This window comes from Leptotrichia shahii (assembly GCF_008327825.1).
In the GTDB taxonomy this organism is placed as follows: Bacteria; Fusobacteriota; Fusobacteriia; order Fusobacteriales; family Leptotrichiaceae; genus Leptotrichia; species Leptotrichia shahii.
The window spans coordinates 270,379-288,244 of sequence record NZ_AP019827.1; the positions used below are offsets into that span (position 1 = coordinate 270,379).

The 17,866-nt window shown below is 30.2% G+C and carries 14 protein-coding genes and 1 tRNA gene; 12 read left to right on the top strand and 3 right to left on the bottom strand.

What is annotated here, in order from left to right; all coding sequences use genetic code 11:
• The first annotated feature begins 243 nt into the window (after positions 1–243).
• Positions 244–972 carry a pyruvate formate-lyase-activating protein gene (pflA, locus tag F1564_RS01260; protein WP_026231298.1) on the top strand — a complete coding sequence of 243 codons (729 nt, stop codon included), beginning with the start codon at positions 244–246 and terminating at the stop codon, positions 970–972.
• A gap of 48 nt (positions 973–1,020) precedes the next feature.
• On the opposite strand, the gene F1564_RS01265 is transcribed toward pflA, so the two are convergent.
• Positions 1,021–2,052, bottom strand: coding sequence for a glutamine amidotransferase-related protein (locus F1564_RS01265; protein WP_018451355.1), 1,032 nt, complete (start codon positions 2,050–2,052; stop codon positions 1,021–1,023).
• A gap of 229 nt (positions 2,053–2,281) precedes the next feature.
• Between F1564_RS01265 and F1564_RS01270 the strand changes: the two genes are divergently transcribed.
• From F1564_RS01270 to F1564_RS01320, 11 genes are all read left to right on the top strand, one after another.
• On the top strand, positions 2,282–3,643 hold the full coding sequence (locus F1564_RS01270; RefSeq protein ID WP_018451356.1) for a tRNA(Met) cytidine acetate ligase: 1,362 nt from the start codon (positions 2,282–2,284) through the stop codon (positions 3,641–3,643).
• Between the two features lie 135 nt (positions 3,644–3,778).
• A complete protein-coding gene (locus tag F1564_RS01275; RefSeq protein ID WP_018451357.1) occupies positions 3,779–4,738 on the top strand; it encodes an alpha/beta hydrolase in 960 nt (319 codons plus the stop codon).
• 32 nt (positions 4,739–4,770) lie between these two features.
• Positions 4,771–6,099: an MFS transporter gene (locus F1564_RS01280; RefSeq protein WP_018451358.1), complete on the top strand. Its 1,329-nt coding sequence runs from the start codon at positions 4,771–4,773 to the stop codon at positions 6,097–6,099.
• 44 nt (positions 6,100–6,143) lie between these two features.
• Complete coding sequence (locus F1564_RS01285; protein ID WP_018451359.1) at positions 6,144–6,962, top strand: transketolase; 819 nt, start codon at positions 6,144–6,146, stop codon at positions 6,960–6,962.
• Positions 6,963–7,266: 304 nt separating this feature from the next.
• Positions 7,267–8,193 (top strand): transketolase family protein, encoded by a 927-nt coding sequence (locus tag F1564_RS01290; protein ID WP_018451360.1) that lies wholly within the window; start codon positions 7,267–7,269, stop codon positions 8,191–8,193.
• A gap of 124 nt (positions 8,194–8,317) precedes the next feature.
• Complete coding sequence (tuf, locus tag F1564_RS01295) at positions 8,318–9,502, top strand: elongation factor Tu (RefSeq protein ID WP_149201881.1); 1,185 nt, start codon at positions 8,318–8,320, stop codon at positions 9,500–9,502.
• Between the two features lie 428 nt (positions 9,503–9,930).
• Positions 9,931–11,031, top strand: a complete 1,101-nt coding sequence (locus F1564_RS01300) for a hypothetical protein (protein ID WP_018450986.1) — start codon at positions 9,931–9,933, stop codon at positions 11,029–11,031.
• Positions 11,032–11,223: 192 nt separating this feature from the next.
• Positions 11,224–11,309, top strand: a tRNA-Leu gene (locus F1564_RS01305).
• A 293-nt stretch (positions 11,310–11,602) separates the two neighbouring features.
• Positions 11,603–12,931, top strand: a complete 1,329-nt coding sequence (gene miaB / locus F1564_RS01310) for a tRNA (N6-isopentenyl adenosine(37)-C2)-methylthiotransferase MiaB (protein WP_018450985.1) — start codon at positions 11,603–11,605, stop codon at positions 12,929–12,931.
• Between the two features lie 177 nt (positions 12,932–13,108).
• Complete coding sequence (gene rho, locus F1564_RS01315) at positions 13,109–14,356, top strand: transcription termination factor Rho (RefSeq protein WP_149201946.1); 1,248 nt, start codon at positions 13,109–13,111, stop codon at positions 14,354–14,356.
• A 20-nt stretch (positions 14,357–14,376) separates the two neighbouring features.
• The gene (locus F1564_RS01320) at positions 14,377–14,658 is read left to right on the top strand and encodes a cupin domain-containing protein (protein ID WP_018450983.1); all 282 of its coding nucleotides are present in this window, start codon (positions 14,377–14,379) and stop codon (positions 14,656–14,658) included.
• Positions 14,659–14,842: 184 nt separating this feature from the next.
• On the opposite strand, the gene F1564_RS01325 is transcribed toward F1564_RS01320, so the two are convergent.
• A complete protein-coding gene (locus F1564_RS01325; protein ID WP_018450982.1) occupies positions 14,843–16,327 on the bottom strand; it encodes an RnfABCDGE type electron transport complex subunit D in 1,485 nt (494 codons plus the stop codon).
• Positions 16,317–17,702: an electron transport complex subunit RsxC gene (gene rsxC / locus F1564_RS01330; RefSeq protein WP_018450981.1), complete on the bottom strand. Its 1,386-nt coding sequence runs from the start codon at positions 17,700–17,702 to the stop codon at positions 16,317–16,319. Before rsxC ends, F1564_RS01325 begins: the two co-directional genes overlap by 11 nt.
• Positions 17,703–17,866: the final 164 nt, after the last annotated feature.

Sequence of the window (17,866 nt, forward strand, 5' to 3'; positions counted from 1 at the left end):
TGCGGCATTATTTTCTATTATGTGGCTTGAAATTTAATTTATAATAAATTTGTTAGATGCTATTTCTCATTTTTTGGTAATAGATTTATTATGGATTTTCAGTGTTAGCAAGAGGTATTTTCCTCTTGTCATAAAATAAATAAAGTTTGATGTTGATGACATAGCCAATAAATTTAAAATAAAATTTAAGTTATTGAACAAATTTATTGAATAGAAAGAGAAAGAGAGAAAATTAATATGGAAATAAAAGGGTATATTCATTCATTTGAATCTTTTGGGACAAAGGATGGACCGGGAATTAGATTTGTGCTGTTTTTGCAGGGATGTCCTTTGAGATGCTTGTATTGCCATAATGTAGATACTTGGGAAATTAAAGATAAAAAGATGATAATGACAGCACAGGAAGTTATGAAGGAAATTTTAAAAGTAAAAGGATTTATAAAAAGTGGCGGAGTTACTGTATCTGGTGGTGAGCCTTTGATGCAGCCTGAATTTTTAATGGAATTGTTTAAACTTTGCCGTGAAAATGGTATTCATACAGCACTTGACACATCTGGATATATTTTCAATGAAAAGGCGAAAAAAGTATTGGAGCTTGTGGATATGGTACTTTTAGATATTAAGCACATAAATCCTGAAAAATATAAAATATTGACCTCAGTAGAACTTGACAATACATTAAAATTTGCAAAATATTTGAACGAAATTAATAAGCCAACTTGGCTAAGATATGTACTGGTTCCAGGGTATTCTGATGATGAAAATGACTTGCATGAGTGGGCAAAGTTTGTGTCACAGTTAAAAAATGTGGAAAGAGTGGATGTTTTGCCGTTTCATCAAATGGGGCAGTATAAATGGGAAAAGGTTGGAAAAGAGTATAAGTTAAAGGATACACCGACACCGACACGAGAATTAGTTGAAAAAGCTGAGGGAATTTTTAGATCTTATGGGTTAAAATTATTGGATAAATAAAATTAAGGGAATTACTTCTATTTTTATTAGAATCGGTTCCCTTTTAATTTACTTGTTTTCACATATTTGCTTCATTCTATAATTTAATTCGTTAAAATCAATAATTTTAGCCTGCCTATGTATCTCCCTGCCTTCATAAAATAAAATAACTACTGGAACTGAAAATAAACTTAATTGTCCAATAGCTTCAGGAATTTCAGTGGCTTCAATATAATAGGCTGGAAAATTTTCTTCATTTACAATTTTTTCAACTTTTGGCATATCAGCATGACAGATACTGCAGTTATTCATAGAAACATATAATAAAAAATATTTTTCTTTTTTTATTTTATTTAGTATTTGTTTATAATTTTTAAGTTTTTGCATTTGATTATTCCTTTTTGTAAGATTGTCCAAAAATTCATAAAGAAGATTATTCATTTCATTGTAATCGTAATCACGGATTGTTTGAGGTGATTGGACATAAGGTAAAGTTTGGCTTTTCTTCTCAAGATCTTTATCTGAATTAATTAGTAATTCTGCCACTTTTTTTGTGAATTCAAGATGGCATTGAAAGCCGTAGTGCTTTTTGCTGTATTTTATAATTTGTCGTGGGCATCCTTTACTTTTTGCTAAAATTTCTGCCGTGTCAGGCAGTCCTGGCATATCGCTGTGCCAATGTCCAGTTATAGCTTGTTTTCCAAAATGTTTAATATTTTCATCTTCCAATCCAGCTTCAGTTAGTTCAATTGGAAAATTCCCAATTTCGCAAGAAGGGCTTTTTTCTGTAGTTCCACCATAAGCTTCTCCTAAAAGTTGAGCTCCAAGACAAACTCCAACTATGTATTTATCAGCTTTTATAGCCTTTTTAATCAAATCAATTTCAGCTTTTGGATTAAAATAAGGAAACTCGCTATTATCTCCAATTGGACTTTGAGGGCCTCCCATTACTATTAAAAAATCAAATGAATCCGCATTTTCAGGAAGTTTCTCATTTTGATAGACTTTTGTCATTGTAACATCATGTCCAGAAAGTGCTGCCCAAGCAAGATAAGCTCCTGGGACTTCAAATATTTCGTGTAATATGAAGTGTATTTTCATTTTTTGTGCTCCTTCAAATTTTAGATTTTTGGTGAAATCACTTTAAAATTAAGATTTTATTCAAATTTTAAGGTCAAAGAGATCAAGTATATTATATAATTTTCATCAAGAAAATTCAAGAAAAGGATTCAAACAAGAAATTTTGCAAAGAAATTAAAAAAACTTATAAAAATTAGGTGGATATATGATATAATATGTGTAACGTAAGAAAAATTTTTAGGAGAAAAAATTGTTAAAAATAGGAATTGTAGCTGAATACAATCCGTTTCACAATGGTCATTTGTATCAAATCCGGAAAATTAAGGAAATATTTGGTAAAAATGTTTTTATTGCAGTTGTGATAAGTGGAGATTTCGTTCAGCGAGGAGAAATTTCGTTTTTGGATAAATGGGAGAAAACTCAGGTTAATTTAGAGTATGGAGTTAATTTAATTACAGAGCTCCCACTTTACTATTCAATTCAAAATGCTGAGATTTTTTCAAAGATGGCGACACAAATTTTGGATTATTTGGGAATGGATATTCAGGTTTTTGGAGCAGAAGAAGAAAACATTGAGGTTTTGCAAAAGGTGCTTGATTTGCAGAAAAGTCAGGATTATAAGGACAAACTTATGGAGTATATGAAAAAGGGCAATAGTTACAGCACTTCTCAAAGGTTGGCATTGAAGGAATATGGACTGGATAGAATTGTGAAATCGAATAATATTTTGGCTTTGGAATATATGCGTGAGATTGAAAAAAGTAATCTTAAAATAAAGCCGTTTATTGTAAAAAGGGAAATTTCAGAATATAATGAAGAAAAAGTTGAAAAAGAGAGGGAAGAGTTTGCCAGTGCTTCGTTTTTACGGAATGAACTGGAAAAAATATTAGAAGAATTTTGTGGCGATAAAAATTTAAAATCTAAAAAACTTATTTTGGAAAAGCTGGAAAAAATTCAGAAATTTGTGCCAAAAAAGTCTTTTGAAATAATTCTTGAAAATTTAGAATTTAAAATAAAAAATGGAATTAATTGGCAAAAATTAAAGAAAGAAATCTTTAAAATCGTAAAATATAAGATTTTGACTGAAAAAAAAGAAAAAATAATGAAAATATATGACATTAATTGTGAAATTTATGCTAGAATATATAGGGGAGCGGCAATTTCAAAAAATTATAAGGAATTTTTGGAAAATACGAAATCAAGAAACTTGTCAAATAAGCGTGTAGAGCGGATTATTTTAAATATTTTGCTAAACATAAAGGCTGAAATGATGGATTTTGAGATAAATTATGTCAGAATTTTAGGATTTGATAAAAAGGGACAGAAATATTTGAAAAAAATTCGAGAAAATAATAATTTTGAAGATATTGAAGGGAAAAATGATTTTGAGAAAAAAAATATTTTTGTAAATTGGAAGGATATTGAAAAATTTGGAAGTTTTTCTGAAAATAATGGGAATATGGAAAATTCAGAAAATATAAAAAATTTTAAAATTCAAGAAAATTTTTTTAAAAAAATAAAAATTGAAAAAAATGGATTTCTATTAAAAGAATTATTTTTAGAAAAAAGAGAAAAATTGAATCCAATTATTTATTTGAATAATCAAAATTAAAATACAGGCAACTATAAAAGTAAAATCTTTAAAAATTAAGCAGTAGTAGTAAGGAAATAAAAAAATGATATTATTTAAAGAGATTTTATATGCTTTTATAAATGTTAAAAAATTAAAGTAGAATAGGAGTGAGTTATGGGAACGGAGTTATTAATAATAGTTAATGTACTATTTATGATATTTTTCTTTGTGATTGCATATTTATCAATACGGTATTTTATTAATCAGATTGAGAAATATCCAAGAATCACATTTGAAGAGGTGTATAATAGTAAAAAGTTAAGACAGAAGTATAATATTGAGAATAATAAGGCAAATCCTTATGATTATGGTTATAATTTTAAAGAAATTGAGTATAAATCAGGGAAAATTCAGCTTTATGGGTGGCTTATTGAAAATAAGGAAGCTGCAAAAACTATGATTATTTCTCATGGGCGTGGTGTGAATAGATTGGCGGCATTACAGTATTTGGGGATGTTTAAGGATATTGGGCTTGATAAGGAGTATAATTTTTTTATTCCAGATTTGAGAAATTCTGGGAAGTCTGATGTAGCTAGAACTAAGATGGGATATTGCTTTGGGCAGGATATTTTTCATACTATGGAAATGCTGAATGAAAAGTTTGGAAAGAATAATTTTACGCTTTATGGGTTTTCACAAGGGGGAATGGGGTCTGCCATTGCTTCTAAAATGTATATAAAGACACTTAGAAAAAAAGGGATAATTATTGAAAAATTAATATTGGATAGTTCAATTTCAAATATAAGAAAGAGAATTAAGGAAGATGCAAGAAAACGTCGTGTTCCAAAATTTATTGTAAGTGTTATTGTGAGAATTTTTAATTTTAGAGTTGGAAGTCATCTTGATAAATTAAAATTGTCATATTTGCTAAAAAGAATACCGACTTTGATAATTCAGTCTAAAAATGATAAAGCAACAACTTACGGAATGCTTATGGAAGAATACAATGAATTGGCACAAAATGAACATATTAGATTAAAGGTTTTTGAAAAAGGTTCACACACTAGAATTTATGCTGATCCTGATTGCAAAGATGAATATGCCAAAGCAGTAAAGGAATTTTTGGTAAATTAATATAAATTAAAAGCAGAAAGGTAAAAAAATTAATGAGTTCAAGGTTAACGAAAAAAAGTTATATAATTTATGGGCTTGGTGTTTCATATTTTATGATTGACCAGATTTATAATCAATGGCTGTCGTATTATTATTTGCCGCCTGAAACGGAAAAAAATTTAGTTCCGTTGCTAAAGCCTCAATATTTAGTTCTGGCATTTATTTTTGCGAGGATTATTGATGCAATATCAGATCCTGTAGTAGGATTTTTATCAGACAATTCCAAATCACGTTTTGGAAAAAGGTCAATATTTATGCTAATTGGAGGATTACCGCTTGGACTTCTTACAATTATGTATTTTTATCCAGTTAAAAGTTCGCAGCTGGTAACACTTATTTATTTGTCAATTGTTGGAGGACTGTATTTTACAGCTTATACTTTGGTTGCAGCACCGTATAATGCCTTAATTCCAGATTTGGCTTCCAATAAGGAGGAAAGACTTAACTTATCTACGATGCAGTCGACTTTTAGGCTTATATTTACTGGTATTGCGATGGTTCTGCCTGGTATTTTGATTTCAAAATTGGGAAGAATAAATGGAGTTCTAAATACAGAAGTTGGAATACGTAAAACAGTAATTTTGATTACAATATTGTCAGTTTTGGGAATTTATGCGTGCGTATTTTTTCTAAAGGAAAAACAGCTTACACAAAATCGCCCTAAGACTGAATCACTAGGATTTATGAAATCAATTTCACATTTGAAGAATAAAGAAATTATTTTGTATTTTTTGGGATATTTCTTTTTCTTTTGTGGATTTAATATACTTCGTGGGGATTTGACGTATTATTTGAGTGCTGTAATGCAAAAGGACATAAAGTATTTGACTGTAATATCAGTTGTGCTATTTGGGATGGCGGGGCTGTTTTTTCCAATTACAAACAAGTTTGGGAAAAAATATTCGTATAAGAAAATATTGATTGTGGATATGCTGCTTTTAATAATCGGTACCTTTGGACTGCTGTTCATTAATAAAAATAATTCGATTTTTGCATATTTGCTTTTTGTAATTTGTGGAACAGGATTAAGTGGTGCAGCGTTTATTTTCCCACAGGCAATGCTTAGTGAAATTTCTGCAAAGCTGTCAGAAATAAAAAAAGTAAGTTTGGAAGGCTTTATGTTTGGAATACAGGGAATGTTTTTAAAATTGGCATTTCTAGTTCAGCAGGTTGTTCAGTCAACTTTGTTAGTTGCTGGAAATCAAAATATTCAAAATGGCGTAAAAGGTGCAACTGAACTGGGGGTTAAGATAACGCTTGTTGTGGCATTGGTTCTGTTTGGTGTTTCATTGTTTTTTTATAATTTAAAAAAGGAAGATTAATTTAGTTAATTATTATTGTTTATAAATAAAAAATGGAGGTTTTTATGGAAATAAGAGATTTGCAAAAAAAGGCAAAAATATTGAGGAAAGATATTATTGAAATGGTTTATGGAGCGAAATCGGGGCATCCAGGAGGTTCGCTTTCAATTGCTGATATTTTGGCTGTGCTTTACTGGAAAGAAATGAATATTGATCCAAAAAATCCAAAAATGGAAAACAGAGATAGGCTGGTGCTTAGTAAAGGCCATGCAGCTCCTGCACTTTATGCAGCTTTAATTGAGAAAGGATTTTTAGGCGAAGAAGGGAAAAATCTTATTCCAACATTGAGAAAATGGAATTCTCCGCTTCAAGGGCATCCTGACATGAAAAAACTGTCTGGAGTTGAAATGTCAACTGGTTCACTTGGACAAGGGCTTTCTGCCGCAAATGGAATGGCTTTGAGTGCGAAAATTTATAAAAATAATTATAGAGTTTATGCAATTTTGGGAGATGGAGAATTGCAGGAAGGGCAAATTTGGGAAGCGGTTATGACTGCTGCACACTATAAACTTGATAATTTAGTTGCAATAGTTGATTATAACAATTTACAAATTGATGGAAAAGTTTCGGATGTAATGAATGTTGCTCCGATTGGAGAAAAATTTGAGGCATTTGATTGGAATGCAATTGAAATTGATGGACATAATTATGAAGAAATTATAAATGCCCTTAATACAGCAAGAACAGTTAAAGATAAGCCAACAGTTATCGTTGCAAATACTATAAAAGGCAAAGGCGTTTCATTTATGGAAAATAATGCAGGATTCCATGGAGCTGCTCCGAATGAGGAAGAATATAAAAAAGCGATGGAAGAATTGAACTAAGATTAAAATTCAGATTTTTAAATAGAATAGCAATTAGAAGTAAAAGTTGTAAAAAGTAGATTCGCTTGGAAGTAATAGTATTTAAAATTATGAAAAAACAAATATTTTGAAGCAAAGCAGCTTAGTTCTTTATAAAAAATAAAAAGAATTGAGTTGATGAACATATCTATTTATTTATACAGAAAGAAATTCTGCCCTTTTTTAAAGAAGAGGAGAAAATAAACAGGAAAAGCTATATTAATAGGATTTCATAAATTTTTACAAATAAGCAAATATCAATATTAAAAATAGGAGAATAATAACAATGGAAAAAAAATCAACTAGAGTGGCTTATGGGGAAACACTGGTTAAATTGGGGAAAATAAATAAAGATATAGTAGTACTGGAAGCTGATTTGTCAAAATCGACAATGACTGCATATTTCCAAAAGGAATTTCCAGAAAGACATATAAACATTGGAATTGCAGAAGCTGACATGATTGCAACCGCAGCAGGAATTGCAACAACTGGTAAAATAGCATTTGCTTCGACTTTTGCACATTTTGCAGCAGGACGTGCTTTTGATCAAATTAGAAATTCGGTAGCATATACTCAATTAAATGTAAAAATTTGTCCGACTCACGCAGGAATTTCGTTAGGAGAAGATGGAGGTTCGCATCAATCAGTTGAAGATGTGGCTTTAATGCGTGCAGTTCCAGGAATGGTTGTATTATCTCCAGCAGATGCAGTTGAAACAGAGAAAATGATCTTTGCAGTAGCCGAATATGAAGGACCTGTTTATGTAAGACTTGGAAGATTGAATATTCCAGTATTATTTGATGAAAATTATAAATTTGAAATAGGAAAAGCTGTAACTTTGACACAAGGTAATGATGTGGCAATATTAGCAACAGGACTTATGGTTTCAGAAGCCTTAAAAGCTGCAAAAGTATTGGAAGAAAAAGGTATAAAAGCAAGAGTAATTAATGTTTCAACAATAAAACCGCTTGATAAAGAAACAGTTTTAAAAGCTGCAAAAGAATGTAAATTTATTGTAACAAGTGAAGAACATTCAGTAATTGGCGGATTAGGTAGTGCAGTTTCAGAATACTTATCAGAAGTTCATCCAACAAAAGTAATAAGACATGGAATACAAGATATTTTTGGACAAAGTGCAGATGGAGAAACTATGCTTACAAATTATGGATTAAGAGCTAAAAATATTGCAGAAGCAGTTTTAAAAAATATTTAATTGGGAAAATATTTTTGGAAATTTTATATACTTGCATTTGTCTTTTAAATATGCTATAATCAAAATGCTATAAAATACATTAATAAAAAACAAAAAAATAAAATAAAATGGAGGAAAAATTAAAATGGCAAAAGCTAAATTTGAGAGAAGCAAACCACACGTAAACATAGGGACAATAGGTCACGTTGACCACGGTAAGACAACAACAACAGCAGCAATTTCAAAAGTATTATCTGAAAAAGGTCTAGCTGAAAAAGTTGACTTCGAAAACATTGACCAAGCCCCTGAAGAAAGAGAAAGAGGGATTACAATTAACACAGCTCACATTGAGTATGAAACAGAAAAAAGACACTACGCTCACGTAGACTGTCCAGGCCATGCTGACTATGTAAAAAACATGATTACAGGGGCAGCACAAATGGATGGAGCTATCTTAGTAGTATCAGCAGCTGACGGTCCAATGCCTCAAACAAGAGAACACATCTTGCTGGCAAGACAAGTTGGAGTTCCTTACATTGTAGTATACTTGAACAAGGTAGACATGGTAGATGACGAAGAGTTATTAGAATTAGTAGAAATGGAAGTAAGAGAACTATTGAACGAATATGGATTCCCAGGAGATGACGTGCCAGTAATCAAAGGGTCTTCATTAGGAGCATTAAATGGGGAACAAAAATGGGTAGATGCAATTGCAGAACTAATGGACGCAGTGGATGAATATATTCCGACACCAGAAAGACCAGTTGACCAACCATTCCTGATGCCAATTGAAGATGTATTTACAATTACAGGAAGAGGAACAGTAGTAACAGGAAGAGTAGAAAGAGGAGTAGTGAAAGTTGGGGAAGAAGTAGAAATTGTAGGAATCAAGCCAACTTCAAAAACTACAGTAACAGGAGTAGAAATGTTCAGAAAATTATTGGATTCAGGACAAGCTGGAGATAATATAGGAGCATTGCTAAGAGGAACTAAGAAAGAAGAAGTGGAAAGAGGGCAAGTACTTGCAAAACCAGGAACAATCACTCCACATACAGGATTTAAATCAGAAGTATATGTATTGACAAAAGATGAAGGAGGAAGACATACACCATTCTTCACAGGATACAAGCCACAATTCTACTTCAGAACGACTGACATTACAGGAGAAGTAAACTTACCAGAAGGAGTAGAAATGGTAATGCCTGGAGACAACATAGAAATGACAGTGGAACTAATTCACCCAATCGCAATGGAAGAAGGATTAAGATTTGCGATAAGAGAAGGTGGAAGAACAGTAGCTTCAGGAGTAGTTGCAACTATTACTAAGTAGTTATGAGTTCTTAAAATTAAGGTTATTTTATTAAAATAAGATTTTTATAATCAAAAAATAATTTATATAGCACTCGATTAAATAAATTTTCATAAAATTATCGTGTGCTATTGTTTTTAAAAGAAAAATAAGGTATACTATATTACATAATAAGATTTATTTTAAATACAGATTAAGTTTATCAGTTAATAAAGATTTTTAGTTATGTTTATAAAAAATTTATGTAAAGAGGAAATAAATAGAATTTTAGATCGAAATGTAAACTATTACTAAGTAATTGCTTGATTAAATTAAAGTGGTTCAATAAATTTTTAAAATTATTTTCTAAATTTTAAAAAAGACTTTACAAATTTATATTATTATGGTAAAATTAACTGTGAATCGTTAAGATATATATTTGTTAAAATTATTTTTAGGAGGAAAAAACAATGAAAAAAGTATTAGGAGTATTAGCATTAGTTTTAAGCGTATCTAGTTTAGCAATCGCTGATCAAGAACAAGATACATTAAAAGAAATTCATTTCTCTTCAGAATTAAGACAAACTTACACAGATAAAAAATCAAATACAGGAAATGGATTAGGAATTGCAGGATTTAGAGGAGAAAACAAAGAAAAAACTAAATGGAAAAATGTTCTTGGTGGAGATTTACGTTTAGTAGATGAAGGAAATTTAGGATTAAGATTTGAATTTCAAAATGATCAAGATAGAGTTGAAAATCCTTTTAATTACAAAACTAAAACAGGTACAAAAGGAACTGTTGATAAAGCTCAAACTTGGGAAAATGATATTGCATTATATAAAGATATTAAATTAGGTGCTTGGACTGCTAAATGGGATTTGGGATGGAAATATAAATCTACAAATGGTAATGGTAGATATGCAGGACATAGAGGAACATCAAATGAAATTTATGTAGGACCAGAATTTGGAATTAATTTCTTTGGTCAACATTTTGATGGGAAAGCTCAATTTGTATATTTTGACCAATCAGGAGAAAAAGATGCAGATAATGCATGGTCTGGAAATGATTTCAAAAATGGAAAAACAAGTGGTGTAGGTGGTAATTTTGATTTAACAACTAATGGTAAAGTTTTTGATAATGGAGCCGGGAATTTAAATTACTATATTACTTTAAATAACCATTTAAGAGATGCAAACGGTAAATTAACTGAAACTGGAAAAGATGCTAAATCTACTGTATATTTAGACTATGTAACTGGTGCAACTTATAAAACACCTGAATTAGCAGGATTCTATGGGTTAGTTAATACTGAAAATGAATGGGAAAAACAAACTGCTAGACATGGTTTCAAAAATAACTTCTCAGTATGGACTGGATTAGGATATAAAACAGGAATTGATTTGTCAGTAGGAACATTGACATTAAATCCTGAAGTTAAATACAGAGTTGTTAATAAAGAAACTGTTAAAGGATATGCTAACGATGGACGTTATAACACTGATAAATACACAAGAGAATACAATGAATTAAGAGCAGGATTAAACGTTGGATTAGAAGTTAAATAGTTTATTTTAATTAGATTCATATTTAAAAGGGATGAAGAAGTTATTTCATCTCTTTTTTTAGTATTTTTTAAAGAAAATAATATTAAATAAGATCAAAAAATTTCAAATCTGGTAAAAATATCAAAAAAATTTTTAAAATAAGTTGACAAAATTAAAAAAATATATTATAATAATTAGGTAATTTAAAAATTAGCCCGAGTGGTGAAATTGGTAGACGCAACGGACTCAAAATCCGTCGATTTTATATCGTGCCGGTTCGACTCCGGCCTCGGGCACCAATAATATAATTAAATTTTTTCATAATAAATCACACTCTACATTTTTAGAGTGTTTTTTATTTATTGAAATTAAGTGATAAAGATAAAGAAAACTAAAAATAAAAATTTCTTGAAATTATAAAATAAAAATGATACCATTATGACAAGAGAAAATAAACTTGAAAATATAGATTTTGACTTGGATAGTATTGAAGCGCTATTTGAGTAATAAGATATATCATATTTACAGCAATTCAAAAGCTATTCAGGAAAAATCAAAAGAGTAAAAAAGAATTAAAATTTGGAGGGAAAAAGTGGAAAAAAGAGCGACAATAATAACTTATGGTTGTCAGATGAACGTAAATGAAAGTGCAAAAATGAAGCAGATGTTGCAAACAATGGGATACAGTATGACTGAAGATATTGAAAATACAGATTTAGTATTTTTGAATACTTGTACAGTTAGAGAAGGTGCAGCTGTTAAAGTGTATGGAAAACTTGGAGATTTGAAGAGAATTAAAGAAGAAAAAGATGGGAAAATGATTATTGGAGTTACGGGGTGCCTGGCTCAGGAAGTAAGAGATGAGTTTATTAAAAAGACGCCTTATGTTGACTTGGTGCTTGGGAATCAAAATATTGGGAGAATTCCTGATCTTTTAGAAAGAATTGAGGCTGGGGAAGAAACGCATATTGTTATGGTAGAAGATGAGGATGAACTGCCAACTAGAGTGGATGCTGACTTTGGAGATGATATTGTGGCTTCCATTTCGATAACTTATGGATGTAATAATTACTGTACTTTCTGTATTGTGCCTTATGTGCGTGGAATGGAACGTTCTGTGCCTCTTAATGAAGTCGTGAGGGATGTCGAGCAGTATACTAAGAAGGGATATAAGGAAATATTGTTTTTGGGTCAAAATGTAAATTCTTATGGAAGTGATTTTGCAAATGGAAAAGATAATTTTGCTGAACTTTTGGAGCAAAGTGCAAATGTGGAAGGGGATTTCTGGATAAAATATGTATCGCCACATCCAAAGGACTTTAGTGACGAAGTAATTGATACGATTGCAAGAAATCCTAAAATAGCTAGAATGTTACATTTGCCATTACAATCAGGATCTACGAAAATTTTGGATGCAATGAATAGAGGATATACAAAGGAGGAATTTATTGCACTTGCTAAGAAAATTAAGCAAAAAGTACCTGATATTGGGCTTACAACTGATATTATTGTAGGATTTCCAGGAGAAACTGATGAGGATTTTCAAGATACGATGGATGTTGTAAATGAAGTTGGATTTGAAAATGCGTTTATGTTTATGTATTCTAAAAGAACAGGAACTCCTGCGGCTACAATGGAAAAGCAAGTTGACGAGCATATAAAAAATGAGAGATTACAACAGCTTATGAGATTGCAAAATATGAAGGCAAAGGAAGAAAGTCAAAAGTATTTAGGGAAAATTGTAAAAGTTTTAGTTGAAGGACCGAGCAAAAAAAATCCTGAAATGTTGACTGGTAGAAGTTCTACGCATAAAATAGTTTTATTTAAAAGTGATAGAAAGGATCTAAAGGGAAAATTTGTGAATACAAAAATTTATGATGCTAAGACATGGACATTATATGGAGAGTTGGTGGAGGAATAAATGATAAAAAAAGAAAAAAAAATTGAAGATGAAAAAGTATTGGAAGAACAGCCAGAAACGACAAAACTAAGAAGAGGACGAATAAGAAATATAGAAACAGATAAAATTTTGGAAAGTGCTGAATCAGGGGAAGAAAAAAAACATAAAGACGATGAAAACTTAAATTATGAAGAAAAAATGATAAAAGATATTCTTTCTGAAAATGTAACTAAATTGAAAAAAATGGCAAAGGAATATAAAATTGAAGGTTTTTCTGGAATGTCAAAACTTGAACTTATAAATGCTATTTTGATAAAAAAAGGTGAGGAAAGAGGAAAAACCTATGGATTTGGGAAACTGGATGTAATAGGCGACGGAAATTATGGATTTTTGAGAAATACATCAATTGGACCTGATGTGTATGTGTCGATTTCTCAGATAAAGAGGTTTTTTTTAAGAAATGAAGATATTGTATTTGGGGAATTAAGAATTCCGATTGGAACAGAGAAAAATTATGGGATTTTGAAGGTTTTGCTTGTAAATGGGGATTTGCCTGAAAAATCGCTGGAACGTCCGTATTTTGATGATTTAGTGCCATCTTATCCAGATGAAAAGTTAAATTTGGGAGGTGGAGAAATTTCATCTAGAATTATAGACCTTGTTTCGCCTATTGGGAAAGGGCAGAGAGGGCTCATAGTTGCACCCCCAAAAGCGGGAAAAACTGTGCTTCTTTCAACACTTGCAAATGATATTATAAAATATAATCCAGAAATTGATGTCTGGATACTGCTAATTGATGAACGGCCTGAGGAAGTTACGGATATTAAGGAAAATGTGAAGGATGCGGAAGTTTATTCGGCGACTTTTGATGAGGATCCTAGAGTGCATACGGAAGTTACGGAAAATGTGCTTCAAATGGCAAAAAGACAAGTGGAACGTGGGAAAGATATTTTAATTCTTATGGATAGCCTGACAAGGCTTGCACGTTCATATAATATAACCATTCCATCAAGTGGAAAGTTGATCTCAGGAGGGATTGATCCAAATGCACTTTATTATCCAAAAAGATTTTTAGGAGCTGCGAGAAATATAAAAAATGGTGGAAGTTTGACAATTATTGCGACGGCTCTTGTTGAAACTGGAAGTAGAATGGATGAAGTGATTTTTGAGGAATTTAAAGGTACAGGAAATATGGAAATCATTTTAAGCAGAACGCTTGAGCAGTTGAGAATATTTCCAGCGATTGATGTGCTGAAAAGTGGAACAAGACGTGAGGAGCTTTTAATTCCAAGACAGAATTTGGAAAAAATATGGAAATTGCGAAGAGAATTAAATGAAATGTCTGAAGTTGAAGGAATAAGAAATCTAATTGAGCTTATAAAAAAATATAAAAATAATGATGAATTATTGGAAGATTTGTATAAAACGAAAAAAATAAATAAATAAAAAATAGAAGGAGAGTAAAAATGTTTGGAAATGTAAAATATGAAGCAGGATTGTTATTTAACAAGGAAAATTTTAAATTGGTAAAAAAAGTTTTGAAAAGGGATGAAAAAATTGCTAAACATAATCATGAAAATGAAGAAATTATTTTCACAGTTTTGAAGGGAAAAATGGAAATATTTTTAAATGAAACTGAAAAACATATTTTAGTTCCAGGAGATATTTTGCATTTTGACGGAGTGAATTTTATTAATGGTGTTGCTTTAGAGGATTCTGAAGTTAGCGTTACATTGATAAAAAAATAGGAGTATTAAAAAAGGCTGTATTTCGTAAGATTAACTTTATGAGACAGCCATTTTTTTTTATTTTTATCAAAACCTTTAACTAAAAAATATTTGAAAATCTTTTTAACATTAGTTATACAAGTCAATCCAAATTGTTCATTTAAAAGAGTTGCAACATTTTTAGAAATAAATGATGGAGTTTATATTACATTTTTAGATTTTTATGGATTATTTTATTTTTATTTTTTTTTGAAATTAAATTCAATGTTGAGATTAAAATATAAAGATATACCAAATATGGCATAGCCCCAACTTTATGGAATTCAGTAAAAACAATTGCAAAAACAAAAATTCCAAGAGTAAGTAAAATCATTTTTCCAGATTCTCTTAACATTTCTTCCTTCACATCGTAACCAAATACCACAGGACGGAAAACTTTATTCATAATTCTTGTAAAAGGGTTTAATATTAATAGAACATAAGATAATATTTCGTTTTTTACTCCAAGTATTGATAAAAGTCCAATTACAAGTCCGAGCATTATCCCGTAATATATTTTTCCTGGTGCAGATGATGGACTTGTTGGCATATCTGTTGCCATAAAGATTCCTGTTAATAATAATCCGCCAGTTGAAATATTAATATTATTTCTTAAAAATATTGAAACTAGAAAAAATGTAGCAAATAAACTTACTGGAATATGCCATGAAATTCGATTTTTTAATAACAAGTACAGTCCTCCTAAAATTAGGGCAAATGCAGAATAAGCACCAACAGATCCTGAAGAAGTTAATAGTAATCCGTCTAGATAATTAGTAATTGAAGAATTATGAAATCCTGCAAAAAATTTTATTTTAGATAATTGTATTAATTCCTGACTGAACCATATTGTTCCAGAGGACATTGCTGATGAAAAAAATACAGTCATAAATTCCCGACCTATTACTGCAGGATTAAAAATGTTTTTTCCAATTCCGCCATAAATTAATTTTCCAAAAATAACTGCCATACAAGCTCCAAAAATAACTATAGGTAATGGAGTTAATGGGGCAAGTGTCATAGCCAGCAAGATACCTGTTATAATTGCTGACAAGTCATGAACAGAATCGTTGTCATTTAAAAAATATTTTGAAAAAAGTTTTTCAGTTACCACAGCGGATAAGACAGAAGTCGCTATTAAAAGGAGCGATTTTGTTCCATAAACTAAAGCTGAGGCGATAATAGCTGGAAATAATGCTGCGATTACGTCTTTCATAATATTTCTTACTTCTGTTTCAGTTCTGATATATGGAGTAAAAGATAATTTCTGTAATTTTCTTTTTTTAAAAAAGTTTTTTATTATTTTTTTTCTTTTAATTTTTTCATCGCTTTCTAGAGCTTCTTTTTTAGAAAATATTTTTTTTATATCAATCTTATTTTTTTTTAGTAGTTCTGTTTCTTTTTTCTTTTCTCTTTCTTTAATGTTTTCAGTTGTATTCAAATTACTTGAATTTTTTATTTTACTGTTGGTTCTGCCTATTTCAGAATCTTGAGAATAATTCTTTTTTAATTGTTCAGTTTTTTTAGCTTTTGGAAGGTTGTGAACTGTAGAATCTAAAAGTGTATCATCGTTGTCTAAAAGTCCCTTTTTGCCGTTATTCTTTTTTCTGTCTAATATTTCTTCCATTAACGATTTTTCGTTATTTTTCATTATTTTTTACCTCCAATTCCGACAAAATTAATTTTCCAGTTTTTATACTTTCCATCAAAGGAACTCTTGAAGGGCATACAAATTCACAAGCTCCGCAGTCGATACAGTTTTGAATATTAGCTGTTATCATTTTTTCATATTTCCCATTTTTATAGTAATCTGCAAATTCAAAAGGCATTAGGTTCATTGGACAGGCTTCTACACAATATCCGCAAGAAATGCAGTTTTTACGTTCAATTTCTTCTGTGTCTAAAAATAGTATTCCAGAAGTTCCTTTTACTGTTGGTATTCTAGAATCAAAAACTTCTGTTCCCATCATTGGTCCGCCAAAAATTACTTTATCTTCATTTACAATTTTTAGTTCATTTACAATATAGTAAAGTGGAGTTCCAAATTTTAACTTATAATTTCCGATATTTCTTGCTTTTTCTCCAGAAATTGTAACAATTCTTTCAATAAGTGGCTTTCCTTCAAAAAAAGCATTGTAAATTGCTTTGACTGTACTTACATTACTTACAATTACACCTTGTTCAAGAGGCAGTTCCCCCTTTTTAACTTTTTTTTGTGTAATAGTATTTATTAGTTGTAGTTCACTTCCTTGTGGATAAATTGTAGGAAGCAATTTTACTTTTACTTCAAATTTTTCTTCTTTTTGTATTTTTTCAAATATTTCAATTAGTTCCTTATTTTCTTCTTCTATTCCAATTACAATTTCTTTCGGATTTAATAATTTTTGTATAACTTTTAAGCCACGGAAAATTTCTGTTGTAAAATTTTTCATAACAGAGTAGTCAGAAGTCAAATATGGTTCACATTCAGCACCGTTTATTATAAGGGTTTCTACTTTTTTAAATTTTATATCATATTTTACATGTGTGGGAAATTGTGCTCCTCCAAGCCCAACTATTCCTGCTTCCCTGATTATTTTAAAAATTTCTTCTTTTTTTATCAGTCTTAAATCACGTAGTTCTCTTTTCGTCAAAGTTTCTTCTGTATTTTGAAAGTCATTTACAATAATAACTGTTTTGACTTTTTTTCCGTTTGCCATAAGATGATCAATAATATCAACGACGTCCCCAGAAACTGGCGAATGAATATTAGCTGAAATATTTCCAGAAATTTCTCCTATTTTTTCATATTTTTTTACGTGGTCTCCAATTTCTACTATTGGAATAGCTGGACTTCCTATATGTTGTGAAAGAGGTATGTAAAAAAGGTTGGGATCTGCAATTTCTTTTATTTTGGTATTTTTTGTCATTGGTTTCATTGGTTGACGTTCTTTATTTGTATTTTTTTTTATAGTCTTTTCATCTTCATCAATGTTCTTGTTGAAAAGGATGTTTGCTATTCGTCTAAAACTTATTCTTCTAACCATTTTTATCTCCATTTTTTATTTATTAATTTTTAGTAAATTTACGTAATAAGGCGAACTCTTTTAATTTAAAAAAAGTCAATAATTTTAAAGGTTCAGATTTAAAGAAAATCTTATCAATAACTAGAAAACAAGGGGTTTTTGCCCCTCGTTCCAGAATATTATCA

Bases quoted from the DNA above. Each gene is read 5' to 3' on its own strand.
- F1564_RS01265 (WP_018451355.1), bottom strand. From the start codon at position 2,052: ATGAAAATACACTTCATATTACACGAAATATTTGAAGTCCCAGGAGCT.
- F1564_RS01275 (WP_018451357.1), top strand. From the start codon at position 3,779: ATGGGAACGGAGTTATTAATAATAGTTAATGTACTATTTATGATATTT.
- F1564_RS01280 (WP_018451358.1), top strand. From the start codon at position 4,771: ATGAGTTCAAGGTTAACGAAAAAAAGTTATATAATTTATGGGCTTGGT.
- F1564_RS01285 (WP_018451359.1), top strand. From the start codon at position 6,144: ATGGAAATAAGAGATTTGCAAAAAAAGGCAAAAATATTGAGGAAAGAT.
- F1564_RS01290 (WP_018451360.1), top strand. From the start codon at position 7,267: ATGGAAAAAAAATCAACTAGAGTGGCTTATGGGGAAACACTGGTTAAA.
- tuf (WP_149201881.1), top strand. From the start codon at position 8,318: ATGGCAAAAGCTAAATTTGAGAGAAGCAAACCACACGTAAACATAGGG.
- F1564_RS01300 (WP_018450986.1), top strand. From the start codon at position 9,931: ATGAAAAAAGTATTAGGAGTATTAGCATTAGTTTTAAGCGTATCTAGT.
- rho (WP_149201946.1), top strand. From the start codon at position 13,109: ATGATAAAAGATATTCTTTCTGAAAATGTAACTAAATTGAAAAAAATG.
- F1564_RS01320 (WP_018450983.1), top strand. From the start codon at position 14,377: ATGTTTGGAAATGTAAAATATGAAGCAGGATTGTTATTTAACAAGGAA.
- F1564_RS01325 (WP_018450982.1), bottom strand. From the start codon at position 16,327: ATGAAAAATAACGAAAAATCGTTAATGGAAGAAATATTAGACAGAAAA.
- rsxC (WP_018450981.1), bottom strand. From the start codon at position 17,702: ATGGTTAGAAGAATAAGTTTTAGACGAATAGCAAACATCCTTTTCAAC.